24 protein-coding genes are annotated in these 25,472 nt (G+C 63.2%); 9 read left to right on the forward strand and 15 right to left on the reverse strand.

What is annotated here, in order from left to right:
* Window positions 1–92 precede the first annotated feature (92 nt).
* The 4 genes from ACWDSJ_RS07455 to ACWDSJ_RS07470 all read right to left on the reverse strand — a co-directional run bounded on the left by ACWDSJ_RS07455 (window position 93) and on the right by ACWDSJ_RS07470 (window position 4,193).
* Window positions 93–668: a recombinase family protein gene (locus tag ACWDSJ_RS07455; RefSeq protein ID WP_082976713.1), complete on the reverse strand. Its 576-nt coding sequence runs from the start codon at window positions 666–668 to the stop codon at window positions 93–95.
* A 123-nt stretch (window positions 669–791) separates the two neighbouring features.
* A complete protein-coding gene (locus ACWDSJ_RS07460) occupies window positions 792–2,297 on the reverse strand; it encodes a flavin-containing monooxygenase (RefSeq protein WP_064909812.1) in 1,506 nt (501 codons plus the stop codon).
* The gene (locus ACWDSJ_RS07465) at window positions 2,294–3,223 is read right to left on the reverse strand and encodes a ferritin family protein (RefSeq protein WP_064909810.1); all 930 of its coding nucleotides are present in this window, start codon (window positions 3,221–3,223) and stop codon (window positions 2,294–2,296) included. The genes ACWDSJ_RS07460 and ACWDSJ_RS07465 overlap by 4 nt, the downstream gene beginning before the upstream one ends.
* A gap of 52 nt (window positions 3,224–3,275) precedes the next feature.
* Window positions 3,276–4,193 (reverse strand): alpha/beta hydrolase, encoded by a 918-nt coding sequence (locus tag ACWDSJ_RS07470; RefSeq protein WP_082976712.1) that lies wholly within the window; start codon window positions 4,191–4,193, stop codon window positions 3,276–3,278.
* A 325-nt stretch (window positions 4,194–4,518) separates the two neighbouring features.
* Between ACWDSJ_RS07470 and ACWDSJ_RS07475 the strand changes: the two genes are divergently transcribed.
* The 6 genes from ACWDSJ_RS07475 (at window position 4,519) to ACWDSJ_RS07500 (ending at window position 8,951) form a co-directional block, all read left to right on the forward strand.
* Window positions 4,519–5,154: a TetR/AcrR family transcriptional regulator gene (locus ACWDSJ_RS07475; RefSeq protein ID WP_064901987.1), complete on the forward strand. Its 636-nt coding sequence runs from the start codon at window positions 4,519–4,521 to the stop codon at window positions 5,152–5,154.
* A gap of 101 nt (window positions 5,155–5,255) precedes the next feature.
* Window positions 5,256–5,921 carry a TetR/AcrR family transcriptional regulator gene (locus tag ACWDSJ_RS07480; RefSeq protein ID WP_064909808.1) on the forward strand — a complete coding sequence of 222 codons (666 nt, stop codon included), beginning with the start codon at window positions 5,256–5,258 and terminating at the stop codon, window positions 5,919–5,921.
* 60 nt (window positions 5,922–5,981) lie between these two features.
* Window positions 5,982–6,422: a PaaI family thioesterase gene (locus ACWDSJ_RS07485; protein ID WP_064901989.1), complete on the forward strand. Its 441-nt coding sequence runs from the start codon at window positions 5,982–5,984 to the stop codon at window positions 6,420–6,422.
* An 8-nt stretch (window positions 6,423–6,430) separates the two neighbouring features.
* Window positions 6,431–7,309, forward strand: coding sequence for an alpha/beta fold hydrolase (locus ACWDSJ_RS07490; protein WP_064909841.1), 879 nt, complete (start codon window positions 6,431–6,433; stop codon window positions 7,307–7,309).
* A gap of 56 nt (window positions 7,310–7,365) precedes the next feature.
* A complete protein-coding gene (locus ACWDSJ_RS07495) occupies window positions 7,366–7,977 on the forward strand; it encodes a TetR family transcriptional regulator (protein ID WP_064909806.1) in 612 nt (203 codons plus the stop codon).
* A gap of 317 nt (window positions 7,978–8,294) precedes the next feature.
* The gene (locus ACWDSJ_RS07500) at window positions 8,295–8,951 is read left to right on the forward strand and encodes a transglutaminase-like domain-containing protein (RefSeq protein WP_064909804.1); all 657 of its coding nucleotides are present in this window, start codon (window positions 8,295–8,297) and stop codon (window positions 8,949–8,951) included.
* Between the two features lie 52 nt (window positions 8,952–9,003).
* Here the strand turns inward: ACWDSJ_RS07500 and ACWDSJ_RS07505 are convergent, their stop codons facing one another.
* A complete protein-coding gene (locus ACWDSJ_RS07505; protein ID WP_064909802.1) occupies window positions 9,004–10,074 on the reverse strand; it encodes a BtrH N-terminal domain-containing protein in 1,071 nt (356 codons plus the stop codon).
* Window positions 10,071–11,285, reverse strand: a complete 1,215-nt coding sequence (locus ACWDSJ_RS07510; protein ID WP_064901995.1) for a cytochrome P450 — start codon at window positions 11,283–11,285, stop codon at window positions 10,071–10,073. Before ACWDSJ_RS07510 ends, ACWDSJ_RS07505 begins: the two co-directional genes overlap by 4 nt.
* 211 nt (window positions 11,286–11,496) lie before the next feature.
* Here ACWDSJ_RS07510 and ACWDSJ_RS07515 point away from each other — a divergent pair, with 211 nt between their 5' ends.
* Window positions 11,497–12,177: a TetR/AcrR family transcriptional regulator gene (locus ACWDSJ_RS07515; RefSeq protein ID WP_064909800.1), complete on the forward strand. Its 681-nt coding sequence runs from the start codon at window positions 11,497–11,499 to the stop codon at window positions 12,175–12,177.
* Between the two features lie 8 nt (window positions 12,178–12,185).
* Here the strand turns inward: ACWDSJ_RS07515 and ACWDSJ_RS07520 are convergent, their stop codons facing one another.
* From ACWDSJ_RS07520 to ACWDSJ_RS07540, 5 genes are all read right to left on the reverse strand, one after another.
* Window positions 12,186–12,935 (reverse strand): TetR/AcrR family transcriptional regulator, encoded by a 750-nt coding sequence (locus ACWDSJ_RS07520; RefSeq protein ID WP_064909839.1) that lies wholly within the window; start codon window positions 12,933–12,935, stop codon window positions 12,186–12,188.
* 116 nt (window positions 12,936–13,051) lie between these two features.
* On the reverse strand, window positions 13,052–14,095 hold the full coding sequence (locus ACWDSJ_RS07525) for a ferredoxin--NADP reductase (RefSeq protein WP_082941119.1): 1,044 nt from the start codon (window positions 14,093–14,095) through the stop codon (window positions 13,052–13,054).
* Between the two features lie 68 nt (window positions 14,096–14,163).
* The gene (locus tag ACWDSJ_RS07530) at window positions 14,164–15,021 is read right to left on the reverse strand and encodes an SDR family NAD(P)-dependent oxidoreductase (RefSeq protein WP_064909798.1); all 858 of its coding nucleotides are present in this window, start codon (window positions 15,019–15,021) and stop codon (window positions 14,164–14,166) included.
* Window positions 15,018–16,616 (reverse strand): flavin-containing monooxygenase, encoded by a 1,599-nt coding sequence (locus ACWDSJ_RS07535; protein ID WP_064909796.1) that lies wholly within the window; start codon window positions 16,614–16,616, stop codon window positions 15,018–15,020. The genes ACWDSJ_RS07530 and ACWDSJ_RS07535 overlap by 4 nt, the downstream gene beginning before the upstream one ends.
* 164 nt (window positions 16,617–16,780) lie before the next feature.
* A complete protein-coding gene (locus ACWDSJ_RS07540) occupies window positions 16,781–17,767 on the reverse strand; it encodes an AurF N-oxygenase family protein (RefSeq protein ID WP_181064693.1) in 987 nt (328 codons plus the stop codon).
* A gap of 267 nt (window positions 17,768–18,034) precedes the next feature.
* Here ACWDSJ_RS07540 and ACWDSJ_RS07545 point away from each other — a divergent pair, with 267 nt between their 5' ends.
* Window positions 18,035–18,370: a DUF4873 domain-containing protein gene (locus ACWDSJ_RS07545; RefSeq protein WP_064902000.1), complete on the forward strand. Its 336-nt coding sequence runs from the start codon at window positions 18,035–18,037 to the stop codon at window positions 18,368–18,370.
* Window positions 18,371–18,416: 46 nt separating this feature from the next.
* On the forward strand, window positions 18,417–20,039 hold the full coding sequence (locus ACWDSJ_RS07550) for an MFS transporter (RefSeq protein ID WP_223273898.1): 1,623 nt from the start codon (window positions 18,417–18,419) through the stop codon (window positions 20,037–20,039).
* 32 nt (window positions 20,040–20,071) lie between these two features.
* Here ACWDSJ_RS07550 and ACWDSJ_RS07555 read toward each other — a convergent pair whose 3' ends face one another.
* From ACWDSJ_RS07555 to ACWDSJ_RS07570, 4 genes are all read right to left on the reverse strand, one after another.
* Window positions 20,072–21,880, reverse strand: a complete 1,809-nt coding sequence (locus ACWDSJ_RS07555; RefSeq protein ID WP_064909791.1) for an IS481 family transposase — start codon at window positions 21,878–21,880, stop codon at window positions 20,072–20,074.
* Window positions 21,881–22,185: 305 nt separating this feature from the next.
* Window positions 22,186–23,823, reverse strand: coding sequence for a long-chain fatty acid--CoA ligase (locus ACWDSJ_RS07560; protein ID WP_064909837.1), 1,638 nt, complete (start codon window positions 23,821–23,823; stop codon window positions 22,186–22,188).
* A 49-nt stretch (window positions 23,824–23,872) separates the two neighbouring features.
* On the reverse strand, window positions 23,873–24,673 hold the full coding sequence (locus ACWDSJ_RS07565) for an alpha/beta fold hydrolase (RefSeq protein ID WP_450030031.1): 801 nt from the start codon (window positions 24,671–24,673) through the stop codon (window positions 23,873–23,875).
* A gap of 135 nt (window positions 24,674–24,808) precedes the next feature.
* Window positions 24,809–25,444 (reverse strand): hypothetical protein, encoded by a 636-nt coding sequence (locus tag ACWDSJ_RS07570; protein WP_082976717.1) that lies wholly within the window; start codon window positions 25,442–25,444, stop codon window positions 24,809–24,811.
* Between the last annotated feature and the right edge of the window lie 28 nt (window positions 25,445–25,472).

The following is a 25,472-nucleotide window of genomic DNA, read 5'->3' on the forward strand; positions in this document are numbered from 1 at the left end:
CCAGGCGATTCACGAGTCACACCCGGTCTGAAGAACCAGCACCACCCTGCCAGCCAGCCCCAGGCCAGCCACCACAAACACTTACAGGCGGTTCAGTTGAGACGGTCGGCGATGGCTTGGTGGGACAGGTTCTCCTCCCACCGCCACCGGAAGATCTTTTGAACCACTGGCCCCTGGATGGGGTCGGGTTCGAGCCGTGTTTTCTTGTGTCCCCTGGCGCGTTTCGCTGGGACGGGGTGCGGCACGGGTTTCGCTCGATACCCGTAGGGTGGTTTGCCGACGTTGTATCCCGCCTCGGTGTGGACGGCGAAACCGTCCCACGACTTTTCGAGCATCTCGGTGACATAGAACTCGGCGATGCTTTGCTTGACCCGGCGGGTCAAGACCTGAGTCGCGACCTTCTGTTTGCGGATTCCGTTGGTGGCCAGGGTGAACGGCTCGTCGGCGGCGAGCAGCCGCACCCCGTGCTGCTGGAGTTCGTGTTCGATGGTGGTACCGGTGTGGGTGAAGCGGGAGATCCGTTCGATGGATTCGCAGATCACGAAGTCGAAGCGGCGGTCCGGGCGTCGCGCCTCGGCCAGGAGGTCCTGGATCCCGCCGTCACGGGGAACGGGTATATCGAACTGTTCGTGGGCGTGGCCGTGCGAGGAGCAATCCTCACAGGTCAGGAGTCAACCAAACCGGGGGTAGCCCCTCTTCGGACGGGCCACGGCGGTCGTCCAGTTGGCATAGAACCAACCCGGTGCGCGTGCCCGACACCCCACATCAGAACGTCGGGCACCCGACAGATTTCAGGCCACCGCGTGGTAATCGGACAGTACGACTTCCTCCATCTGGTTACGAAATTGCCGTGCCAGCCCGGGGAACATCGTGGGGTTGAAGCCCTCTGCCGTCAGGTACCAACTTGCGCACCCGGAATTCCACGTCGTCCGAGACAGGCGCCGCTGAAGATCCGCATTGAATCTGTCCTGCGCGATCTCCCGCACGTCGAGATATCGGAGGCCCCAGCGTTCGATCATCTTCATCGACTCGACGATGTAGTCGATCTGCGCTTCCAGATAGATGAGCGCGGAGTTGTGTCCGGGACCGGAGTTCGGCCCGAACGTGAAGTGCAGATTGGGATAGCCGGACACGTGAACACTCTTGTAGGCGTACGCGCGCTCGGCCCATTCGTCCCCGAGGAGTCGTCCACCGCGACCGCGTACGGGGAACGGCGTGCCGGTCTTGCCGATCACCTCGAATCCAGTGGCGAAAACAATGGCATCGAAGCGATGTTCGACTCCTTCGACGGTTTGGATTCCGCGCTCGGTGAGCCGGACGATCGGGAAGGTGTAGAGCTTGCACTTGTCGCTACTCAGTGCCGGGAGGTAGGTGTTCGAAACTAGTAGCCGCTTGCAGCCCGCCCGGTAGTCCGGCGTGAGCTGGCGTCGTGTCCACTTGTCGTCGACTTGGATCCTGAGTTGCAGTCGTGCCGCAAGCTCCAACAATGTTGTCAGCTGTGTCGGCCACACGACACCCAGCCCCATCGCCTCATGAGCCCAGAAGAGTGCGGTCCGTGCCAGATCCTCGGTGAGCGGCAGTCGTTGATACATCACCCTGGCCCAATCCGGCACCCGGTACTGCGGGCGCGGTAGCACCCATCCCGGGGTGCGCTGGAAGACCGCGACCCGATCAGCCCGCTTCACCAGCTCCGGAACGATCTGCACCGCACTCGCGCCGGTTCCGATGACGGCCACGGCCATGCCGGTCACGTCCAGGTCCGGGTTCCAGTGGGCGCTGTGAACCGTGTGGCCGCGATAGTCCTCGATGCCGTCGATGCTGGGCAGACTGGCGGTGGACAGTGGTCCGGTCGCCATCACGACGGAGCGAGCCTCGAGAACTTCCTCACCACCATCGATCACCGCCCGGACTCGCCAGACTCCGGCACCTTCGTCGAAATCGAGTCCAACAACGTTGCGGCCGTATCGAATTCGATCGACCAGATCGTATTCTCTGATTACCTCGCGAAGGTAGGCGAGGATTTCACCGCCATCGGAGTATCCGTGCGACCATCTCGGATTCGGAGCGAACGAGAACGAGTACAGCATCGACGGAATGTCGCAGGCAACTCCGGGATACGTGTTGTCGCGCCAGGTGCCGCCCGGGTCGAGTTCGCGCTCGAGCAAAACGAAATCCTCGATCCCCGCCTGCTTCAGCCGGACCGCAACACCGATCCCGGCGAACCCCGCGCCGATGATCACCACCCTGGCCGTTTCGGGAACGTCAGCGCTGACGACGTCTCCGATGTGGGTGATCATGCCGCGACAACCGGTTCGAAGGTGAGCTCGTTGATCCAGGAGGGAATCGGACCCAACATCCGCTTCGGATAGTGCGCGGTAACGGTGAGCAGGGTGTTCCCCAGCAGCCGATGGTACGGATGGGCCGGGTTCATGATCATTTCGCCGTAGTACTTGATGACGTGATAGATCGGATTGCGCCGAGTCGCGATGCTGCGATCGCCGATGATGCCAAACTTGCGAATGGCATCGAAGAGCTTCTGTTCGTCGAGCCCCATCTCGACGATGCTGTCGTGCACGCGGGTCAACAACGGCAGCCCGGTGAGGATGCCGACGATCATGGACGGGCGCAGCGCGGTTCCGACCGTTTCGATAATCAGCTGATGCAAAGGACTCGCCCCGATCATGTCCAGGACATGGAAATCGACCGCCAGATGCCGGGACTCGTCAGCATTGATCTTCTGAAAGACCTTGTGACACAGGGGGTCCTTGATTTCATCGAGCAAGAACTTGAGCAGCGCGCCGTCGAGCGCCACCTCCAGCATCGGGATCGCCGAACCCAGCACCGACAGCGGCATGTCGTCGGCATAGTTGTCCAGCCAGTCGATGGCGAGCCGGATATTGACGTTCGGTTCCGGAATCTCGTCGTCCTCGAGCATCCCCCACCGACGCATGAGAGCCAACTCCGCGTTCGCGTGCTTCTGCTCTTCGGCGTGGAAGTAGCGATAGATCTCGGCGAGAGTGTTGTCCTCGGCCTGATGGGCGAGCGCGACGAAGGCGCGCGAACCCACCTGCTCGATCCACACGAGGTCGGACATGAACTGTTTGATCTTCGGTCGTTGCTCGGCGGTGATCGCATCGGCCCCGGGTTCTTCCCAGTCGAAATCACCAAGCGCCCACTGGCGCTGCTTGATGGTGTGCAGAGTGTGCTGCAATTCGATCGGCATCGCGTCACTCCTTCGCGATTGTGGACACCCGACTCACCCGGGCATCCGGAACTCACTGTGTCGCCGCGTGGGCCTCCCCCACGGCGAGTGCATTGCGCAAAAAGGCTCCGCTGAGGCTCAGCGCCATGCGAGCCTGCGGCAAGTACCTGAACAGAGCCGGGAAGACGTGCACCTGCCCCGGCCAGATATGGAGGCAGGACACCCCTCCGGCGGCCTTCACTCTGGCGTGGAGCGCGCGCGCGTCCCCGAGGAGCATTTCGGTCCCGCCGACGTGGATCATGATCGGGCAGATACCCCGGAAATCCGCGTCGAGCACCGAGATCTCCCGCGCCGAGGCACCCGCGGTGTACAGGCCGACAACCCGGCTGACCGCCGCGGCCGCGGCGAACGGGTCCTTCTGTCTCCGGTTGCGTTCTCGGGTCCGTGCCAAGTTGAGGGTCGCATCCGTGACCGGAGACAGGACGAGCAACGCTGCCGGCGGGTAACCGTCACCGCGACGACTTGCCGCGATGGCGGTGAGCGCCGTCACGATCGCCAAATATCCGCCGGCTGAATCGCCGGCCACGGCCACCGGAGCGCCACCTGCTTCCGAGGTCAACCAGCGGTAAGCGCGCCAAACATCATTGTTCGCGGTCGGGAATCGGAATCTTGGAGCTTTTCGGTAGCTCACCGCGAACACCGGTAACCCGGCCGCTGCGGACAGCTCGGCCGTCACACCTCGATGTGTTCGTGGCGAGCAAGCGACGAACGCTCCGCCGTGGATATAGAGCAACGCGGCCCCTCGCGCCGTGACGCCTGGCGCCCGGACCCATTCGCCGACCACGGTCCCGTCCTCGAAGTCGACACGCACGGGCGCGCATTCGACTCCATCCCGCGGACGGCTGACAAGGCGAAGCATGCCGGTCAATGCCCCATCGAGCAACACCAATCCCGGCGGGCTCGCGGGGATCGCGACCGACAGCGGGCGCATCACACTCCGAACTCCGAAACCCGTCAGCGTCGCAGAGAAGCCGGGGCGCTCATGTACCGCGAGGGTCGGCACGCAGGGGGGAGTTCCTGCGGACGGATGACTTCTTGCCGACCGCGTCCACTGACTCAACAGTCCGACGATGCGCCAGGACGCTCCATTGCGTACCACAGATAATAATGGTACATATCCGGTATCTTTGTTTCAATACCTACGTCAAAGCCAAACAGAAGCGGATGATTGTACGAATGCCCAGAAGCCGGGCGAGAATCGGACACAATCGACGCCCGAAACCCACGACCTGGATCGAAGGAACGATCACATCGCGATGAACTACGCCAGCTTGCTCGTGAAAGCGGTCGCGCTGATCAGGACGCCGGCCCCGACCGGAACGCCGGAACGGATCCTGGACGCGGCGCTCCGGCAGTTCGAAGTGGTCGGGATCAGCCGGACCACGGTCGAGGACATCACTCGCCGCGCGCGGCTGGCCCGCGTGACGCTGTACCGGCACTTTTCGAGCAAGGACCAGATCGTCGAGGCGGTGATACTGCGCGAGCTCGGCCGGTTCCTTGGAGAGTTGGAGCGCGAGGTCTCCGGACAGGCGACGCTCGAGGACAAGATTGTCGAAGGGTTCGTCTTCACGTTAGCCGCTGTCCGCGGGCACGCACTGCTCAACCGGCTGCTCGAGACCGAGCCCGAGTCCCTGCTCCCTTTCCTCACCGTCGACGCGGGCGGACTGATCGAGATCGCGTCGAGCTTCCTGACCGACCAGCTCGCCAGGGAACTCGTCGATGTGCGCCCTAACCGCGAATTGCATGCGGTCTCCGAGCTGACGGTCCGGGTCATCCTCTCGTTCATCCTCACCCCTTCCGCGCACATCCCTCTCGACACGGCCGATGATGCTCGACGATTCGCACGTCGGCACCTGCTCCCCCGGCTACGCGATGACACCACACAGCTGTGAGACAATTTTTGCGTCCTGTTTCACCCATGGTGGCTCCGCCGAGGCGGTCGCGCCGCGGCCGAACACCGTGCCGGACGACCGGCATACTCTGTGCCGTGACGATGAAATCGATCCGTTCCGGAACCAGACCGCCCACCGGACGCGACCCCGCGGACAGCCTGCTCGATGCCGCGGAGTTCTGCTTCGACCAGATCGGACCTGCCGCGACGACGATGGATGACATCGCCAGACAGGCAGGTGTCTCCCGCGCCACCCTGTACCGCACCTTCGCGAATCGGGAGGCCGTCGTCTCGGGTGTCATTCTCCGGGCCGCTCGCCGATATCTGGACCGAATCCGCCCCAGGATCGTGGCTGAACCCGATCTGGGGTCGGCGGTGCTCACCTTCGTGGAAACAACCATTCAGACTGCGACACAGGACAACTCGATCGCAGCCCTGTTCGTCAGCGACGATCGCCTCGCCGACACCGGGCTGTCGACTGAGACCTCGGTCGCACTCTTCGAGCTGGTGACAGAATTCCTGCGGCCAGTCTTCACCGCACACTGGACCGACCTACTGCCCGGTACCTCGGTAGATGACGCCGCCGAGTGGATCTTGCGGACGATCCTCAGCCTGCTCACCGTCCGAGGACCGAAACGACGCAGTCGTGACGGCTTGCACGACTACCTGGTTCACTACCTGCTCCCCGCTCTGGCCAGCACGGGCACGGCCGACCCCGGGCCGACGCCACCCCCTGGGGACAACTCGGCGAGCGACCCCTGCACCTGAGACAGATTTGCAGTACTGTCTCCATAGCACCGGCCGACGTACAGGGTGGAGCACACACCGATGGAATTCCCGCAGTTCGATGAAGAATGGGCCGGACAGATGTTGACCTCGGCGACAGCCGCGGGTGGACTGTCCGGATACCTCGATTTCCGCCACACCGAGCTCGACCCCGGTCGGCTGATCGCCGAGATGGCCGTACGCGACGAACTACTCACACCGTTCGGCAAGCTGCACGGCGGCTGCTTGTCGGCGATGGTCGATCATTGCCTGGGGGTCGTCTTCTACCCGGTCATCCCCCGTGGTTGCTGGGTAGCGACGACGGAGTTCAAATTGAACTTGCTTCGACCGGTCAGCGACGGGACATGTGTCGCGACGACCGAGATCATCGCCCTGACGAAGCGGTCGGGTGTCGCGCGAATCGACATCACGAATCACGGCAGGGCTGTCTGCGCCGCCCAGGGCACCGTCACCATCATTGCCAACCCGGACGCCAGGCCGTGAAAACGGCGATGACGACGGTGTCGGTACCGACCCGTGACGGGATCATGCTGACGGCCGATTACTACCACCACGATTCGGACCACCCGGCAGTTATCCTGCTCCACGGCGGCGGCCAGAGCCGCCACGCCTGGCGGACCTCGGCCTCGCGCCTCCACGAACGCGGCTACCCGGTCATCGTCTACGACGCACGCGGACATGGAGACAGCGATTGGTCCGCCGACGGCAGGTACGAGATCGAGCATCTCGCCGACGATCTGCTCGCTGTGCGGGAGCACTTCGAGCTCGATCGCGCCCCTGCCGTCGTCGGCGCGTCATTGGGTGGGATGACCATCCTCGGCACTCATCTGCTGGCACCCCCGGACCTGTGGGGAGCCGTGGTTCTGGTCGATGTCACTCCCCGGATGGAGTTCGCGGGCGCACGCCGGATCGTGTCGTTCATGTCGGCGCACCCGGACGGGTTCGCGAGTCTCGACAGCGCCGCGGACGTCATCGCCGCCTACAACCCCCATCGCGAACGGCCGGTCCGGCTGGAGGGGTTGCGCAAGGTGCTTCGACACCGCGATGACGGCCGATGGGTGTGGCGGTGGGATCCAGCGTTCATCGCGACACGCTTCGACGCCATTCACGGTGATCCGGCCGACGGGGCCGACCAGTTCGAGTCGCTGGTCGACACACTCCGGCTCGGAGCGGGTCGGATCACCGCGCCCACCCTGTTGGTTCGCGGGGGACTCTCCGATCTCGTATCCCATGACACCGTCGCCGAGTTCCTCGACCTCGTCCCGCACGCCGAGACCGTCGACATCGCGGGAACCGGTCACATGGTGGCCGGCGACGACAACGACGCGTTCACAGCAGCCGTCGTCGACTTCTTGAGACGAACCCTGTAACCCGACCGGCTTCGGGGCCGTCGGCCGACCGCGGCGAGCCGCCTATCCTGCACAGCATGCCGAGTCGGTCACTTCGCACGTCCTTCCGCAATCATCTACGAGAACAGGCCCTGTCCGCCGCGCGCACCTTGACCATCGAAAAGGGTTGGGAGCGAGTGCGGATGGGAGAGGTCGCCGACCTGGTCGGAGTATCCCGGCCGACCCTGTACAAGGAATTCGCGGACAAGAAGGGATTGGGTGACGCGCTCCTGGTTCAGGAGGCCGAACGCTTTCTCGCCGGGATCGACAGGATCCTCGAGGAGAACGCCGGAGATGTCGGCGGAGGCATCACCGCCGCCGTGCGATACACGATCGCGGAAGCCGAGACCAGCCCATTGCTCAGGGCTGTGCTCACCGCGAACCACGGCGTAGAGCCGGAAGCCACCGGCACCGGGATACTGCCGCTGTTGCCGACCTCGGCATCACTACTCCAGTTGGCATCCGAAGCCCTGGTCACGTGGTTTCTGGAGCATTTTCCAGCCCTCGACGCCACCGACGTGGCCGATGTCGTCGATGCGATGGTCCGGCTGACGGTCAGCGGTCTGGTCTTGCCGGCGGCCGACGCGTCATCCACCGCCGACCGGATCTCCAGGGTCGCCATCCGCTACCTCCACTTGGATGCGCTTTGAACCGTCGGATTTACAAGAACATAGGCATTGTTCAAATCTTGACAGAATGGCATATTTTGTAAATACTTGGCCGGTACCCAGCGGTTACACCCGGGAGCAGTCATGACGATCCACACAGCATCCGAACCCTGCGGCTCGGCCGGAAGTCGGCCCCCACGCCCTTACGACGAGGCCGATCTCTCCTCGACGGCGTTCTGGGCATCCAGTGCGAGCGAGCGGGAATCGACCTTCGCGGAGCCCGAACCGCCGGAATGCCATCGGGCGCTCATCGAAGAAGCGGTCTCGGCATGTCCCACCGGCGCATTGAGCGTCGAGGAATGAACGCTGTGGACCATCTGCAAGCCACCGAATTCCTGGACTGGCAGCACCCCGCCGTCCAGGAATTCACCCACGCGGCGGTCGACGGCGCCGTCGATCCCGTCGAGCAGGCCATCCGAATCTTCACCACGGTCCGTGACTCGATCTGGTACGACCCGTACACCGTCGCCGGCGATCCTCGGCAGTACCGAGCCAGCGTGGTCGCCATGTCCGAACGTGCCTACTGCATACCGAAAGCCGTGCTCCTGACCGCGGCCTGCCGCGCCGTCGGAATACCGGCCATGCTCGGATTCGCCGACGTTCGAAATCACCTGCAAACCGAAGCACTGAGGCAGCGCATGGGCGGTACCGATGTGTTCGTGTACCACGGGTACAGCCAGATGTTCCTGAAAGGACGCTGGGTCAAAGCCACACCCGCCTTCAACCGCGAATTGTGCGAGCGCTTCGGTGTAGAACCGATCGAATTCGACGGCGAACACGACGCGCTGCTGCACGCCTTCGCAGGCGATGGCAGTCGGCACATGGAATACCTGCGCGACCGCGGCCAGTTCGACGACCTACCGCTCGACGACATCCTCGACGCTCTCCGCGTGAACTACGGTGAACTCGTCGATGTGCCGTCAACCGTCTCGGATGCCTTCCGCCGCACCGAATGACCGATTTCCTCCGTGCGGGATGTCCACTGCGACACCGGATCACATTCCGCTGTCACTGTGGACCTCCGCGAAACGTGGACGGCCGATCGAGGGCAGTGGCCGCCACCTCGATCGCACGACGAAGGTTGGCCTCCTCGTCGACGACGCTGTGCGCGATCCCGCGGATGGCGTGTAGGCGCTCCGCGGGGTCCAGATCGGACCGCATTGCTTCGGTCGCAATCGCAGTCCACAACTCAGCACAGGTTCGCGCCTTACCCGCGGCGAGCAGAACCTGGGGGCTGCCGACCGCAGCGGCGATCTCGAAGCATCCTTCGGCGAGCAACCGGCGGAAAAGCCCGCCGCCGGTGCCGGCCTTCTCGATGAAAGCCGCGAGGTAGCGCAGAATCTCGTCGAGAGCCCCCGGGCTGAAGGCGGCCCGCCATCGATCGAGATCCTCGGCGAACGCACGCACTCCCTGCAATCCGGTGGTCGCACCGGCCGTGCCCCCCCGACTGACGACCGGGTCGGCCATGGTCGAAGCAATTTGACGGAAGGCGTCCGCGGCGACATTCCGCAGCGGCGGTAGACCTTCCGGCCATTCGATAAGGAACGTCGTGTGCCTCGTCGGAACCGGGAAGGACGTCGATGCCCGGGCCCGCGCCAGCGCTGCATAGGGCACCAGTTGGGTCTGCTCCCGGTCGTTGTCGACGACATGGGCGATTTCCGCGTCGTCGTCGTAGCCGATCACGACGATGTCGTGTCGGCTCATCCGCAACTTCACTCGCAGATACGGCAGTTCGGCGATATCCGCCCACGCCATAACCGGTCGGCCGGAGTCGATTTCGTTGGTCACCCACTTCCATCCGAGTTCTGGATCGTCAGTCGAGCGCGCGTCCACGGTTGCGCCGAGACGCGTCGGCAGATCGGTCTCCAGATCGGAGCCTCGGCCGACCAGGTAGAGAGGAGGGCGCAATTCCGACGAGCGCAGATAGCTGAAATCGAGCGCGCCGCTGAGGGTGAAGGTCAAGCCTTCCGAAGGTGGCCCGTTCCAGCCGAGCCCCGCCCACGCGAGTAGGTCCCGCTGGGCGCCGGAACCGCAATGGCCACCCAGACGGTGGGGGTAGGCGAGCACCAATCCGCTCACGTCAAACTCACCGGCAACGACGCCAGACCCCGGAATGACAGCCCGGGCCGCCACACCGGCTCCCCGTCCGCGGCCAAGCCGGGGAATCGCGCCAAAAGGCGTGGGAACAGCTCCATTGCCTCGGTCCTGGCCAATGCAGCCCCGAGACAGAAATGGATTCCCGACCCGAAGGACAGCGGGGCCGGATTGCGGCGGCGAAGGTCGAGGATGTCGGGGTCGTCATAGCGATCGGGATCGCGGTTCGCCGAACCCAGCAGCATCAGCACGACGGTTCCGTCCGGCACGGAGACATCACCGATGGCGGTATCGGCGAGCGCGGTGCGTCCGTTGGTCTGAACCGGCGCGTCATAACGGAGAAGCTCTTCGACCGCGTTCGACGCCAACGCCGGTTCGTCGCGGAGTGCGGCGAGTTGATCAGGATGGGCGAGCAGTGCGGCCAGCCCGTTGCCGATCAGATTGGTGGTCGTCTCGAACCCGGCGGCGAAAAGCAGGATGGCCGAGCCGACCATCTCATCCTCGTCCAGGGCGTCCGCACCCCGCGCGATCGCGAGACGGCTCAGAAGATCATCTTGCGGATCCGTCCGCTTCTCGGCCAACAGCGTCGAGAAATACTCGACCAATTGCGTTTCCGCATCCGCCGCTCGTCGGATTGCCGCAGTGTCGGAAGCGGGTTCGAGCGGCGCGAGCAAACACCGCACGAGCGGAGCGGCCGCCGCGCGATCGGATTCGGGCACTCCCAACAGGTCACCGATCACCGCCACGGGCAGTGGCAATGCGATCTCGGAGATGATGTCGATCCGTTCGCGCTCCGCCGCGGCATCGAGCAGATGGTCGATGCGTTCGGCGATTCGGGGACGCAACTGTTCGACGTGGCGGTGGGTGAACGCATCGGCGACCAAACGCCGCAGCCGCTCGTGATCGGGCGGATTACGGAACAGCATTGTGCGCCGGAAACGATGCAATGTCGTTCGCTGCAGATCCTCCGGCACATCGGTGAGCCGGAATCCCAGCGATTCGTCGGCCTTCCCCAGTCGACGATTCCGAAGCGCGGCCTGGCAGTCGGCGTATCGGCTCAAGACCACCACGCCCGAAGCGCTCACCAGCACAGGCGCGGTCTCACGCAACAACCGGTAGCCCTCGTATGGGCCCGATTCGCCATATTCGGTCAGCAACATCTGGCGCAGCAGGTCATCTGGTTCGGCACGCGTCATCAGAAGACACCTGCCCCAAGCAAACACGTCATCGCGAGATCCATGACCGCTCTCCGCTATCAGTCGAGTTGAAATGTCCGCGTTTCCACCCGAGGGCACCACGCGTCTCCCTATGAGACCAATAGTCTCATAGGGAGACTGTTAGTTCAATAATAACGTTGGGTAATACTGGGATACCGGCCGCCGGCGAATCCATCGATCTGGGAGCGTGATGCCCGCACCACTCGACACGTCCTCACAGGCACGCGAGCCCGATCCACGACTGGCTCGTTCGCGCGCCCGGCTGATCGATGCCGCCACCGAACTGCTGGCTGAGGGCGGCGTGGACGCTGTGACCATCGATGCCGTAATTCGCCGGGCGGGAGTTGCCCGAGCAACCCTCTACCGGCACTTCGGTTCCGGTACCGAACTACTCGCCGCGGCCTTCCAGCAACTGTTGCCTCCGGTGGCCTCGGCCCCGGAGGTCGGCTCACTACGATCGCGCCTGGTCGCGCTCGTTTGCGACCAGGCCCGATTGATCGATCAGGCACCGTTGCAGTTGACCGTGCTCTCGTGGATGGGCATGAGCAACCCCGAAGCGGACCGTCGGACGACCGAGGACGATGCGTCACGGCCGCACCTCACGGCACTGCGACACCGGATCATCGAGCAGTATCGTGGCCCCTTCGACGCGATATTGGCGAGCGAGGCAGCCCGGGCATCACTTCGTCCCGCGATCGAGGCGACCACCGCGGTTGCTCAGTTCGTCGGTCCGATGATCTTCAACCGACTCGTGACCGGCCTACCGAACGATCAACAGTTCTGCACTGTACTCGTGGACGATTTCCTCGCCGCGAATGCCGCCAGAAAAACGAACGAAGTGATGGATGTAGTCGACCAGAACGAACAATGATTTAAGACTCAGCTCTTCACGTCGACCGTTTCGATGTTCTCGATTCGCAGTGTCTGACGCGGGTCGATACGAATACCGCGCACCTGCGCTGAAGCGTCGATGATCCCCCAGACGATCGCGCTCAGATTATCAGCGAAATCGACACGCGACATTGCGGTCTCGGGATCGGCTTGGGAGTTTATCCACCAATCTGTCGCGGACAGGCTCGCGCCGATGATCGATTGAACTACAAGATCGATACCGGTTGTATCCGCTCCGAGTGATTCAAGAACTGCCGAGAAATGGCCCGCGATGAAGCCCGCCAACTCGCGGGCGTCTTCAAGAGCCTGGTCCGTTTCCGATGAATTATCATCGAAGTGGCTACGCACGAGGAACTGGAAGACATTCTGGTGCTCATCGACCAATTCCGAATACTGTCCGACAATTTGGCTCATCACCTCACCGATCGGCGCGGTGGCAAAATCGCTCGAAGCCAGAATATTCGACCACATCAGATCTTTCGCACGCTCGACGACGGCCGCGCGAAGTCCTTGCTTATCCTTGAAGTGACGATATAGCTTCGGCTTGGTAGCACCGGCTTCGCGCGCGATATCGTCCATGCTGGCATCAGGGCCGTACTTGCCGAATGCGCGATAGGCCGCATCGACCAACTCTGCCCGCACCGTGACCCGATGCTCGGCCCAACGGCTCGAACGGGCGTCAACTCGCCGAACCACCGAGCTCCCGACCTCCAGAACCCTCTGCCGCGCACCTGTCATCGCACCCATGGTACGCCATGGGTCATGCGACCTACCAGTGCACATGACCCACCACCGCACACCGTGCCGGTCGGCCGATAGAGCGATGAAACCTGGCGTGGACAACTCGCCTTCGATCAATCGAATGTCACTGTCACACTGTCCGTCACCGGCACCGACTGGCACGCCAGCCGGTCGCCTTCTTCGATGTCGTCCTCGACGAGCACATCATTGACCTTCATCTCGACATCGCCGTCGACGACCCGACACAAACAAGCACCGCAACCGCCCTCTCGACAGGAGTACGGCGGCGAAAAGCCTTCTTTGAGAAGGATATCGACGAGCGAGATGTCTTTCGGCCAATCCAGTTCGGCGCGCTCCCCATCGAGATAGACCACCAGATGCGCTCGCTCGGTAGTCATCGATTCCGAGACGGTGTTGTCGACATCGAAGGGATCGGTGCGCAACGATTGGAAAACTTCCCGATGGAGATTTCGATGCGGCACATCGGCATGATGTGCCGCATCGGTTACCAGATCCATGAACTTCGCCGGGCCGCACAAAAAAAAGGCACGGTTCCGATGCTCAGCGCACAGATCGGCCACCGTTTGCCGATCCGGCAGCCCTTGCCGGATCTCCAGCCATTCGATCAGGCTGAATCGCTCCGGAAACTGATTCGCCAAATGACGCAGTTCTTCGTAGAAGATGGCGCTCTCAGCATTCTGATTGGCATAGAAGAGAATCAGGTGACCGCCGCCTTCGAGCAGAGACGACTTGATGATGGAAATGATCGGAGTAATGCCACTGCCGGCGGCAAACAGGATCATATCCGCATCGAGGTCTTTCGCCGTGAAATGCCCGCTCGGAGGCAGCACGGTCATCTTCATTCCCGGCACCGCGTGATCACACAGCCAGTTGGACGCATAGCCATCGGCCGTACGTTTGACAGTCACGGCCAGTGTGTCCTCAGCATGGGGAGAACTGGACAGTGAATAGCATCTGGCGACCGACGAACCCTCATCGACACCAGGTATACGCAGGGTTAGAAACTGCCCGGGATCGTATGAGAACGTTTCCCAGTGCCCCTCCGGAACGTCGAACCATATCGAGATCGCGTCGGCCGTCTCTTGCACGACCTGGCTGACGGTTAGCTCGCATGGAATATTTCTTTTCGAGGACATTCTTCTCTCCATCGATATCGGTTCGGCGCCCGGTTCGGCGCGATACCGGCCCGGGCGGCGGACCGATGTCAGCTTTCGCTATTCATGAGGCCGGATCGTCGACCGATTGCGTACCCCAGACGCGCCAGCGGCGCATTGAGGTCCTGGTATCTGGGCCCGACCACTCGCGTGACGAAATCGAACCCCACAGCGTCGGGACCCACGAGAACTCGCGGTCTGTTGCGTCGAACGCCTCTGAGGATCTGCTCCGCAGCGCGATCGGGTGTGGTGAGCGCGATTCGGTCGAAGCTGGCCACAATCTTCTGCTGGTCACCGATTTCGCCCACACCCCGCGCATTTCGCACGATGTTGGTGCGCACGCCCCCGGGATGGACACAGGTCACCCCGACCGGCAAACGGCCGATCCTCATCTCCTGCCGCAGCGCCTCGGTGAATCCGCGGACCGCGAATTTCGATGCGTTGTAGGCACTCTGACTCGGTATCGCCATCAGGCCGAATACACTGGACACGTTCACGACGTGCCCGTCACCCGATTCGATCAGGTCCGGGAGGAACAGCTTCGTACCGTTGACGACACCCCAGAAGTTGATCGAGATGAGCCATTCGAAGTCGTTCCAGTCCATCTCCAGAACATCGGCCCCGAGCGCGACACCGGCATTGTTGATCACCATGCTGACCGAGCCGAAGTCCTCGACGACTCGATTCCGGTAATTCTCGAACGCCAGACGATCGGCGACGTCGAGCTTGTAGTGTCGGCTCTCAGCACCGGACGCGCCGCACATGGCGGCGGTTTCTTCCGCCCGTTCAGCATCGAGGTCGGCCAGGGCCAGGCGCGCGCCTTCGCCCGCCAGGCGAAGCGCGATCGCCCGCCCGATTCCCGATCCGGCCCCGGTCACCGAGACGACGCGGTCTCCGAAATCCTTCATTCCGCCTGATTCTCCTTCCCGGACTCGCTCGCGATCGCGGTTCCGCGACGCGCGACCGACCGCTCGCCGAAGAACGCGAAGTCCGCAGCCGCGAGTTTCCGCGTCCGCCGCCAGTACTGCCAGGTGAAACCCGGCCAGACGGTGCGGTTCACGCCCTGCGCGTCGAGGTACCAACTGGTGCACCCGCCGCTGCTCCACACGCCTTTCACCAATTTCCGCTGAATGTCATTGTTGAATTGATGCTGGACCGGCTCGCGCACCTCGAGTGCCCCGGATCCGCGTTCGTTCGCGAGCCTGATGGCAGAGACGATGTATCGAATCTGACACTCGATCATGAAGACCACGGAATTATGGCCGAGACCGGTGTTCGGCCCGAGCAAGAAGAACAAATTGGGGAAACCAGCCGTGGTTATTCCGAGGTGTGTCTGAATGCCTTCGTCAGCCCAGACCGACGCGAGTTCCCGACCCGAGGCGCCCTTGAGACGGAGACTCTCGAACCCGTCCGTGACATGGAATCCGGTCGCGTAGATTATCACGTCGGCCGGTCGAGTTTCGCCGGTCCTGGACACGATCGCATCCTCGGTGATCTCGGCGATCCCGTCGGTGATGACCGTGGTGGTCGGACGATTCAGCGCCGGATAGTATTCGCTGGATCCGAGAATTCGTTTGCACCCGATGCGATAGGTGGGCGTGAGCTTTGCACGCAATGCCGGATCATCGATTCCCTGCGCGATGTTCCACTTCGCGATGTTCTCGAGTGGACGCATGAGATTGAAGTGCCCGTTCAAACCGATCGATAGCGATTCGGCCGACCAATACACTGCCGCCCGCAACGCCTTCGCCAGAATCGGCGCGTGGGTGAATGCGGCGCGCACCGGGCGCGGGATCTTGATGTTCCGCCGGGGCAGCACCCACGCCGGTGTCCGCTGGTAGACGTGAAGTTCGGCGGCAACCTTGGCGATCTCGGGAACGAACTGGATCGCGCTCGCTCCGGTCCCGACCACCGCGACACGTTTGCCCCGCAATGAAACCTCGTGGTCCCACTGCGCCGAGTGGAAGACGTCCCCGGAGAATTTCTTTTGCCCGGTGATTTCAGGGATGCTGGGAATGTGCAGCGCTCCGACCCCTGACACCAGGAATCGCGATACGTATTCGTGTCCATCCGACGTCACCAGGTGCCACGTGGAGTCACCGGCATCCCAGTATCCGGATTGCAGCGTCCGACCGAAGTGGGTACGACGATACAGATCGTACTTCTGTGCAATACCTCGAAGGTACTCCTGAATCTCTTCCTGGCCTGCCCACAGATAACTCCAGTCCGGCTTGGGCTCGAAAGAGTACGAATACATGTGCGACGGAACGTCGCATGCGCATCCCGGATAGGTGTTGTCTCGCCAGGTTCCACCGACCTCGTCTTCCTTCTCGATCATCAAGAAGTCGTCGATTCCGGCTTTGAGCAGCTGAATCGCCATCCCCATGCCGGAGAATCCGCTTCCGACAATGAGAACTTCGGTGCGATGCACCCTGGCCTGTGCTCCACTGTTCGCGGAGCCGTCAGTCTTGCGTGTGTTCTTTGCAGAACGGGTCTTGTTCATCGGCTTCCTCCGGCCGGTGCGGGTTGCCGCTGAAAGGGCGAACCGCAGAAAGGTCTGTATCACGACCGCGAGATGCGGGTCGCGTGGGGAATTGCGACAAGGGGTCGCGGTTGAGGGGTCCGCGGCGCGCGGCAGGTGAACGGCTCATCGCGCCGCGGCCTTCGTCATCGCTGCGCGATGTCTTCGGGGAGGCTCCTCGTCAGGCGCCACAGAAACATCGTGAAGCGACCTTCGATCATGCCGGCGTCATCGAAGAATCGAATCATCGGCTCCGACATGAACTGGAGATTTTCCCGATAGTGCGGGCCGAACTGGCAAGCGATGAACCCCCGCAGCGGGTGCACCCCGATCGTCCGGTACAGCCTGGGGTTGATCAGAATCGGGTACGCCAAGTTGGCGATGACGGCGAGGGCACCTCGATGCCATGCCCGCGTGAATCGCCCTCGGGCCCGCATTCCCTCGACCAGCTCGCTCCGCGCGAACGTGATGTGGCGGGCTTCCTCGAGCACATGGATTCGCATCAGCTGTCGAACCTGCGGCTGCAGTCGTTCATCGTTCATCGCTTCACGTTGCGCGCGGTCGAGTATCTCTTCGATCAAGAGGGTCGCGCCCTGGATGGATGGGCCGAGCGGGATGAAATGCAGGATCTTCGCCAGCGACAGGAACCCTCGGGGAAGCTTGTAGGGCGCGATCCCTGTCTTCAGGATCAATCGCGCGAACATCGTGGAGTGCCGACTCTCGTCGCCGACCTCCGCGAGCGCATACAACGCCTTGTTGTCGACGAGGTCGCCGGTGGTGTTCAACCTGAGCAGCGCCATGCTCAGCAGGTTTTCGGCGTAGATTCCGAAGCTCAGGATGCTGACGAGTTCGTGTTTGCCGAGCTCGATCTTCTGTTCGTCGGATAGCCGGTTCCACAGCGACGTGCCGTAGAGCGACAGGCGGTGCTCGGGAAACCACCCCTTGTCCGGCATCCATGGGCTTTCCCAATCGATGTCGACTTCGGCGTCGTAGAACTTCTCGGCGGATGCCTTGAGCAACCGTCCTGCCGATCGCTGCAGATCGACGGGACGACGACCGCTTACCCGCGCCATGCCGTCGGTAGTGACGGCCGGTGATTTCATGATCGGCGCCCGAACTTCACTCGTGGTCATTTGTCCATCTTTCGACTAGGCCGATGACTTCGGCATCGATGTATCCGATACGGGTCCGTGCACCCGCCACGGCAACTCGGATCGTCCAAAGTTGCCATTACGGCAAGTAGCGGATACTCCGAGTATGAGGTAACTTTGAGCCACGGCGGACCCGGTTGTCAAGCAGTCGGCGCCATCTCGTCCCCGACTCGCGAGCATCGGTCCGCTCTACCGAAGTCGACCTGCCGCGCAGTCCGACGGGGATCTCACTACAAGGAGGTAGTTCCAATGAATACCCATGGACCGCACGATGATTCGGATTTCATCGGCCCCGCGACGGTGATCATCACAAGCCACGAGATCGATGTTCAGGTCGAGCTCCGCGGTTTCTTCCAACCCATCGACGGCCGCTTCTGCTGGTATGGGCGCGTGCGCCAGAACGACGCCATCGACGAACTGCTGCAGGGTCGCAGACGATCGGTGGTGATCAGGACGTCCGGAGGCGAGGCGGCGGCGACGCTCGGCGACCGAGACTTCTGGGGCCGGTATCGGATCCAGGGCCGCGGCCGCCCGCCCTATCACGTGCCGTCCTCCCTGGAGGAGATCGAAGGAACCGAGAGCTGAGCCGCGGCGTACCTGCGAGACGCAGCCACGGCGAATACGACTTACCATGCAGCGAAAGAACAAGATGATCAGTTTCGGAGACCTCTCGGCCATAAGAAGGTCGGCGGCTTGGACCCTGGTGGTGACGTGCGCCGCTGTGGCGCTGGTGGTAGCCGCCATGGCCGCGCTTTACACTGCATTACCTGCCGTAGCCCTCGACACCGGAGCGGACCAGGGGGCGCTCACCTGGATGGTCGACGGATACACGCTGGTCCTCGCCTGTCTCGTACTGCCGGGAGGGGCGATCGGCGATCGCTACGGCCGTCGGCGGGTCCTGACGATCGGATTGGCCGTTTTCGCGGCCGCGTCGGCGATACCACTGATCGTCGACAATCCGGCCTGGTTGATCGCGTCCCGGGCGGTGGCGGGGGCGGGAGCCGCGTTCGTCATGCCGGCCACGCTGTCGATACTGACCGCGAGCCTGCCAGACGCGCGGCGAGCACACGCGGTCAGCGTATGGGCGGGTGTCGCCGGATCGGGCGGCGTCATCGGGATGGTCGGATCCGGGCTGCTGCTGATTCGATGGTCCTGGCATTCGATCTTCCTGGGCATGACCGCCGTTGCCCTGACACTGCTGGCATTCGCCTTCACGGTGCCCGAATCGCAGGACTCCGACAGGCCACGACTGGAGATTCGCGGCATGTTCTGGGTGGTACTGAGCATCGGCACCGCCGTGTTCGCGGTGATGGAGGCCCCGTCCAGGGGGTGGACCGATACTCGCGTCCTCATCCTCGGGGGCTGTGGAGTGCTCAGTATCGTGGCGTTCATCCTGACCGAGCTCCGAGCCGAGAACCCGTTGCTGGATGTTCGGCTCTTTCGTCGCCGGGGCTTTGCGAGCGGCGCGCTGTCCATCACCATCCAGTTTCTGGTCACCTTCGGTGTGATGTTCCTGCTGGTTCAGCATTTCCAACTCATTCTGGGATTCGGTCCTCTCAAATCGGCCGTCGCTCTCGCGCCGATGGTGGTCCCTCTTGTCGCGATGTCGTTGGTGTCGCCGACGATCGCCGCACGAGTGGGACTTCGGATGACGACGGCGGCGGGACTCCTCACGATCGCGATCGGCTTGGTCGCACTGCTCCGACTCGACACCCATTCGTCCTACGTGGATGTGTTGTGGCCATTGCTGATCATGAGCGCGGGCCTGGGCATCTCCGCGGCGCCGTCGACCAACGCGATCATGATGGACACGCCGGCCGAGAAGCACGGAGTCTCGGCGGCGGTCAACGACGCGACGCGGGAGATCGGCGCGGCGATCGGGATTGCGGTAGCGGGCAGTATCTTGTCAGCGAACTACAGCTCCCGAATCGCGAATGCGATGCAATATCTTCCCGAACCGGCTCGCGGGCCCGTGCGGAGCTCGCTCGCCGGGGCACTCGAAGTCGCCAAACGTGCCGGGCCTTCCGCCGCGCCGCTCGCCGACTACGCGAAGACCGCATTCTGGGCCGGAGTTCAGCACTCAGTGCTGGCACTGTCGCTGATCAGCCTCGTGGGGGCATTGGTTCTGATTCCGCTGGCCCCAGGCAGAACCCGGACGGCTGCCTGCAACGGGCCCCGATACGCCAAGCCTTTGAACCCGCACAGTGTGAGGGTTCAGGACTTCCTTGACGTTTCGGGTCCAGGGGATCTCTGACAGGTTCGGGACTTCATTGACAGGTTCAGGGTTCAGGTTGGCGGGTTCGGGACATCCTTGCCGCGTGGTCGGCGGGTGGCTCGCAGGTAGGTGATCCGCTTGTCGGATTTGCGGACGTGCGTGCTGATTTCGATGTCGTTGTGCAGGACCCTGAAGACGGTGTCCTCCGCGAGAACGACGACGGTCTTGCCGGCGTGCGCGCGGCCGACGCGGAGCCGTTGCCCTGCCACCTGGGTGATGCCGTCAGCAGGGATGGTGCGTATGAGCTTGATCGCGCCCTGCCGGGCCGGCGGCAGCGGGCCTGTGACGGCGCGCGATCCGTTGAGGCGGCTGGCCTGTTCCGGGGAAATCGGTGAAGGAAGCGTCTTGACCAGGTGCCCGTCGGCGATCACGTGGGCCAGGTGGCGGTCCAGCCGGAGCGTGACCTGTTGCCCGGATAGGTAGATGCCGAGCTTGAGTCGTTGTCCGGCGACGGTGACGTCGCCGTCGCGAGTGACGATCCGGTCGATCTCGACTGCGGTGCCGGTCGGAACAGCGCCACGCGGGACCGCAGAACCCGACGGCTCGGGCCCGGCCGGGCGGCCCCGTAGCCGCAGAACCGCCAGATCCTCGACCGTCAGGCGAGACTGCCGCGTGCGGATGATCTCGCCAGCGAGGGTGACATGGATGCTGTGCATTCCGGCCCAGACCGTGACCGGGTGTCCGCCGAGCGCGGCGGGGAATTTCATGTCGCTCTTGGCGCCGGGCAGGCAGAGCCGCCCGGCCGGTGAGATGACCATGTCGAGCTCGACCGGTTGGGTCTCGATCGACGTGTCCTCGTCGTGGAATCGAGGCTGGGGCAACGGAACTCGCGGCGGCTCGGTCACGGCCGGCTCTTGTGGTGGTTCGATGCCGGGAACTGGCCGGAACACAGAGAACGGCGTGGCCATTTTCAGCGCCTGGTGCGGACGTGAATGGTTATAGACATGCGTCCAGGCGTCGATCGCGCGCTGCGCGGCGGCCAGCGATTCGAACGGGCCGCAGTCGTCGAGTAGTTCCCGGCGCAAACTGCCGTGGAACCTTTCGATTTTCCCGGTCGTAGTGGGTGAGCGCGGTTTGGTGTGTCGTTGCAGGATGCCGTTCTCCCGGCAGATGCGCTCGAACATCACCTCGACCGGAAACGGCTTGGTGAACCGGCCGGTGAACTGTTTTCCGTTGTCGGTCAACACTTCCGCCGGAACACCGTAACGGTTCATCGCCTCGGTGAACGCCTGGCAGACTGCTCGCCCGGACTGCTCGACGATCACCTGGGCGATCACGATGAACCGCGAGTGATCGTCGATGCCAGTGACCAGCTTCGCTTCCCGACCGTCGGCTATGAACAGGCCGCCCATGATGTCGAGCTGCCACAGCTGCATCGGCGCCTCACGCTGCCAGCGTCGATAGCTGCGCCGATGGTTCTGTTCCTGGTGCTGCACAAGACTATTGCGGACCAGCACCCGATACACCGTGCTGCGCGACGGAGCCTCGGCGACGCCACGCACCGCCAGCTCGTGCGCGATCCTCTGGGCACCCCACCGCGGATGCACCCGCCGCATCTCGCAGATCATCGACTCCAGCTCCGCCGGCAACCGCGTCGGCGATGTCTTGGGCCGCCGCGACCGCTCGACCAGCCCCGCCTGCCCGTCGGCTTCGAATCGGCGCAGCCACGTATGCAACGCCTGCCGTGAAGTCCCGTACTGACGTGCCACTTCCGCCACCGGCGCGCCGTCGAGCACCTCACGCACGGCGCGATACCGATGCTCGGCCCGCCACTGCCGCTGGTCCGGAACCCGGCTTTCACCGTCAACCTCGTCGACCACCCGAAGATGATCAACGACCGACCGTCAACAATGTCCCAAAACCGTTGCGGCTGTGATGAACCCGACAACAAAGTCCTGGACCTGATCGGTCAACGAACTCCTGAACCCGCACATTGACACCACCTCTTCGCGGCCAGCGCCTCCCGTGGGTGCCGCATTATGCGGAAACGTCTATCCAACTCCAGGGTGTCGGTCGACGGCTGAACCGGCGGCAGACGTCCGAAACTGCTGCGATGGCAGCGCCGCTCCAGGAAAGCAGAACCGCCCGGCACGATATCCGGGCGGTTCGTTCGTTCGTGCCTCGACTATTCGGTCACTATGACCACGAGTTCACCCGCGGCGAACTGCGCCCGCAACCGCTTCTTGTCGAACTTTCCCACGCTCGTTTTGGGGACTTCACCGATGAATGCCCAGCGTTCGGGCAACTGCCATTTCGCAAAACTCCCCGACAAGAACCGGCGCAACTCCTCCGGCTCCGCGGAGACCCCCGGACGCCGGACCACCGCGACCAGCGGACGCTCACCCCAAGTCTCGTCCGAGACGCCGATCACAGCCGCCTCGGCGACCGCCGGATGGCCCATGATCGCGTTCTCCAGATCGACCGACGAGATCCACTCCCCGCCGGACTTGATGACATCCTTCGACCGATCGACGAGCGTGAGAAACCCGTCCGCGCTGATCTTCCCGATATCACCCGTACGAAGCCACCCGTCGTCGAATTTTTCGGCGTCGACCGAGCCTCCGCCGGGCGAATAGTAGGCACCGGTGACCCAGGGTCCGCGGACTTCCAACTCCCCCAAGGACTCTCCGTCATTGGGCACGACGGTCCCGTCCGCCGCGACGAGCCGCGCACGCACCATGGCGGGAAAACGCCCCTGGGTCGACCGATATGCCCACTCCGCCGTGTCGTCCAGCCCCGCGGGAGGATGTGCCACGGAACCGAGCGGGGAGGTCTCGGTCATACCCCACGCTTGAAGCAAGGAGACCCCGTACTCCTCCTGGAAGGCCCGCATCATCGACTCCGGGACCGCGGAACCTCCAACAACGACCGTCCGCAGGTGTGAGATGTTCTGCGGCTGCTCCCGCAAGCGCGCCAGAACCCCTGACCAGATGGTCGGTACGGCCGCTGCGAAGGTCGGCCGCACCGCGGCCATCATCTCGAGCAGCGGCTCCGCTTGCAGAAAGCGGTCCGGCATCAGCACATTCGCACCCGACATGAGGGCCGCGTAGGGGATTCCCCAGGCGTTGGCATGAAACAACGGCACGATCGCAAGGACGGTGTCCGCCGCACTGAAGCCCATTCCGTTGGGAGAAATGACCTGCATGGCATGCAGCCAGTTCGAGCGGTGTGAGTAGACAACGCCTTTCGGATCACCGGTCGTTCCCGACGTGTAGCACATACCCGCTGCCGAGCGTTCGTCGATCTCAGGAAATTCGAACGTATCCGGTTGCGCCGCAAGCAGATCGGCCCAACGATGAATCACTGCGCCAGGGGGCGCGGCGATCTCGGGCTTCTCGTCGTCGATGACGATGACGTGGCGCACGGTTCGCAGGTAGGGCAGGTACCGTGCGAACATCGGGGCCAGGGAGCCGTCGACGAGCACTATCTCGTCCTCGGCATGATTCGCGACATAGATCAGCTGCTCGGGAAAGAGCCTGATATTCAAGGCGTGCAACACCGCGCCCATCGCGGGAACCGCGATGTAAGCGGCCATGTGCTCGTTGTTGTTCCACATGAAGGTGCCGACTCGGGTGCCTGCCCTGACGCCGAGGTCACGCAACGCGTTCGCCAGCCGGGCCCCGACAAGCCCGAGTTCGCGGTAGGTCATGGTCCGAACGCCGTCACCGGTCCATGTCGATACCGTGCTGTCTCTCTGGAAAGTGGTGGCGTAGCGCAATAGCGTCGCCAGCGACAGTTGCTCGTCCATCATCGTGCTCAGCATCGGCGCTCCCCAATATTCGATCAAGCCGGCGTTGGTGTGTCGCGTGCGCTCATGCGGCGTCACGCTCGGTAGCCACGGAGGGCAGGGTCAATCCGAGCAGGTGGGCGGCAACCTCACCGCACCGCTCATACGGCAGGTAGTGGCCTGCCCTCGGATACACAGCGAGGAAGGAATCGCTGAGGCGATGACGAATTGCGCGAGCGTGGTGCACAGGTGTCAGCTGATCGCGCGAGCCCACCAGGACGACAGAGCGGCAGTCGAATCGCTCGAGCATCGCGTAACGATGGTGAGACAGAATCGACCGCGTGAGAGCGGCGACGGTCCGGGGATCGCTGCGAGCCAACTGCCTGATCGCCCGGTTCCTGTCGTGGCTGGAGGATCCCGCACCGAACAGCACACCGCGGGTCAGCTGGCGGGTGACGAACAGCGGGTGTGTCGGAATGACCAGGAAGGGTGCCGCGGCCAACGCCAGCGACAGCAGCCACGCCCAGAATCTGTTGCGCGACCTGTGCCGCAGGATGTCGCCGGCACCGGTCGCGACGAACGCGACACCGGCGATTCGGGCGGCGACCAATTCGGGATGCCGTTCCGCCAAGGCCATCAACGTCATTCCGCCCATCGAGTGACCGCCGACGACGATGGGGCCTGTCGGTACCAGCCGGTCGATGACGTCCGCGAGATCGTCGGCGAGAATCTCGAGCGTCGCCGGTGCCCCGACCTGAGATTCGCCGTGCCCGCGATGATCGTAGGCGAGGACGCGGACGGTTGGATCGGCCGCGACGATGAGCTGGGCCACGTCCTCCCAGCTCTCGAGAGACAACGCCAGCCCGTGCGCGAGCACGATCGTCACCCGTGGTGTCGCCGATCCCCACTCCGCGATCTGCAGGGTCGGGTCGACTGTTCGTTTCAAAACGTACCGGTGCGGACGCGCCACTGTTACGGATGTTGATGTCATATCTTCTGTTCCTTATCAGGATCGCATCATCTATTTCGCGGGAAGAGCCGCGTCGACGCCACCGACATCGGTGATCTTCCAATCGGAGTTCTTGTCCACTGTGACCGTGTAGGTCACGGTGGTTTGCGCCCCCTCGGGCGTCTGCGCGCTGGTCGAAGTCACGTTCAAGAAGACGTTGACCACGTAGACCCCGGCGTTCTCCGACTTCAAAGCGGAACTGATAGCCGTTGCCTTCGAAGTCCAGTTGAGCGGGACGATGATGTCCTTCAGCTGAGGCGCGGTGGCGTCGAACTTATTGGACAGCGCAGGCGAAGTATTCGACTTCAGGCTGTGCACCCAATTGTCGAAATTGTGGTAGTCAATATTCGACGCGCCGATCGCATAATCCGAAGCAACCCTCTCGGCATGCTTCTGCGCCGCTGCGGCAACGTCACGATCATGCAACTCGCCTCTTGCGGTCAGCCACAAAGGGATGGTTGCAGACAATGCGACGATCAGCACAGCGATCACCCCGCCGACGAGAATGGAACGCATGCCGATCGAGAACGTCACCCCGCGAGACGCCCCCTCTCGCCGTTCCGCGGCTTTGACCTTCCCGGTATTCCGGCTCTTCGCTGGGGATTCCTTTTCGCGTTCATCGGTCTCTGCGACGGTTTCGGTAAGCATTGATTCACTCCTGTCACTCACCATGTCT

The organism is Nocardia sp. NPDC003482 (assembly GCF_053588115.1).

What these genes read in the sequence shown, in the direction of transcription:
- ACWDSJ_RS07460 (WP_064909812.1), bottom strand. Translation starts at nt 2,297, where the DNA reads ATGATCACCCACATCGGAGACGTCGTCAGCGCTGACGTTCCCGAAACG.
- ACWDSJ_RS07465 (WP_064909810.1), bottom strand. Translation starts at nt 3,223, where the DNA reads ATGCCGATCGAATTGCAGCACACTCTGCACACCATCAAGCAGCGCCAG.
- ACWDSJ_RS07470 (WP_082976712.1), bottom strand. Translation starts at nt 4,193, where the DNA reads ATGCGCCCGCTGTCGGTCGCGATCCCCGCGAGCCCGCCGGGATTGGTG.
- ACWDSJ_RS07475 (WP_064901987.1), top strand. Translation starts at nt 4,519, where the DNA reads ATGAACTACGCCAGCTTGCTCGTGAAAGCGGTCGCGCTGATCAGGACG.
- ACWDSJ_RS07480 (WP_064909808.1), top strand. Translation starts at nt 5,256, where the DNA reads ATGAAATCGATCCGTTCCGGAACCAGACCGCCCACCGGACGCGACCCC.
- ACWDSJ_RS07485 (WP_064901989.1), top strand. Translation starts at nt 5,982, where the DNA reads ATGGAATTCCCGCAGTTCGATGAAGAATGGGCCGGACAGATGTTGACC.
- ACWDSJ_RS07490 (WP_064909841.1), top strand. Translation starts at nt 6,431, where the DNA reads ATGACGACGGTGTCGGTACCGACCCGTGACGGGATCATGCTGACGGCC.
- ACWDSJ_RS07495 (WP_064909806.1), top strand. Translation starts at nt 7,366, where the DNA reads ATGCCGAGTCGGTCACTTCGCACGTCCTTCCGCAATCATCTACGAGAA.
- ACWDSJ_RS07500 (WP_064909804.1), top strand. Translation starts at nt 8,295, where the DNA reads ATGAACGCTGTGGACCATCTGCAAGCCACCGAATTCCTGGACTGGCAG.
- ACWDSJ_RS07510 (WP_064901995.1), bottom strand. Translation starts at nt 11,285, where the DNA reads ATGACGCGTGCCGAACCAGATGACCTGCTGCGCCAGATGTTGCTGACC.
- ACWDSJ_RS07515 (WP_064909800.1), top strand. Translation starts at nt 11,497, where the DNA reads ATGCCCGCACCACTCGACACGTCCTCACAGGCACGCGAGCCCGATCCA.
- ACWDSJ_RS07520 (WP_064909839.1), bottom strand. Translation starts at nt 12,935, where the DNA reads ATGACAGGTGCGCGGCAGAGGGTTCTGGAGGTCGGGAGCTCGGTGGTT.
- ACWDSJ_RS07525 (WP_082941119.1), bottom strand. Translation starts at nt 14,095, where the DNA reads ATGTCCTCGAAAAGAAATATTCCATGCGAGCTAACCGTCAGCCAGGTC.
- ACWDSJ_RS07530 (WP_064909798.1), bottom strand. Translation starts at nt 15,021, where the DNA reads ATGAAGGATTTCGGAGACCGCGTCGTCTCGGTGACCGGGGCCGGATCG.
- ACWDSJ_RS07535 (WP_064909796.1), bottom strand. Translation starts at nt 16,616, where the DNA reads ATGAACAAGACCCGTTCTGCAAAGAACACACGCAAGACTGACGGCTCC.
- ACWDSJ_RS07540 (WP_181064693.1), bottom strand. Translation starts at nt 17,767, where the DNA reads ATGACCACGAGTGAAGTTCGGGCGCCGATCATGAAATCACCGGCCGTC.
- ACWDSJ_RS07545 (WP_064902000.1), top strand. Translation starts at nt 18,035, where the DNA reads ATGAATACCCATGGACCGCACGATGATTCGGATTTCATCGGCCCCGCG.
- ACWDSJ_RS07550 (WP_223273898.1), top strand. Translation starts at nt 18,417, where the DNA reads ATGCAGCGAAAGAACAAGATGATCAGTTTCGGAGACCTCTCGGCCATA.
- ACWDSJ_RS07560 (WP_064909837.1), bottom strand. Translation starts at nt 23,823, where the DNA reads ATGCTGAGCACGATGATGGACGAGCAACTGTCGCTGGCGACGCTATTG.
- ACWDSJ_RS07570 (WP_082976717.1), bottom strand. Translation starts at nt 25,444, where the DNA reads ATGCTTACCGAAACCGTCGCAGAGACCGATGAACGCGAAAAGGAATCC.